General features: G+C 46.5%; 1 protein-coding gene. It reads left to right on the top strand.

Annotated elements, in window-relative coordinates; all coding sequences use genetic code 11:
• Nucleotides 1–113: 113 nt before the first annotated feature.
• On the top strand, nucleotides 114–260 hold a 147-nt coding region (locus tag RMT89_RS46360; RefSeq protein WP_399499046.1), incomplete at its 3' end, for an HNH endonuclease.

Consider the following 260-nt stretch of genomic DNA (forward strand, 5'->3'; position numbering starts at 1 on the left):
GCAGACTTTGCCGGATAACTACACAAAAGCCGCCTCATCATTCCAGCGTTATATTCAGCTTGGAAACGGTTGGACGGTTGACGTGATTGCATATATTTTGCGGGGTATGGAGAATGAGCAAACTAAAATATCAACGTGCGACGATGGATCACATTAAGCCGGAATGTTTCGGCGGTCCATTCGAATATGGAAATCTAGTTACCGCCTGTTTCCCGTGCAATAACCGGCGCGGCAATATGCCCGCTGATATATTTCTCACT

This window comes from Streptomyces sp. P17 (genome assembly GCF_032436805.1).
GTDB lineage: Bacteria > Actinomycetota > Actinomycetes > Streptomycetales > Streptomycetaceae > Streptomyces.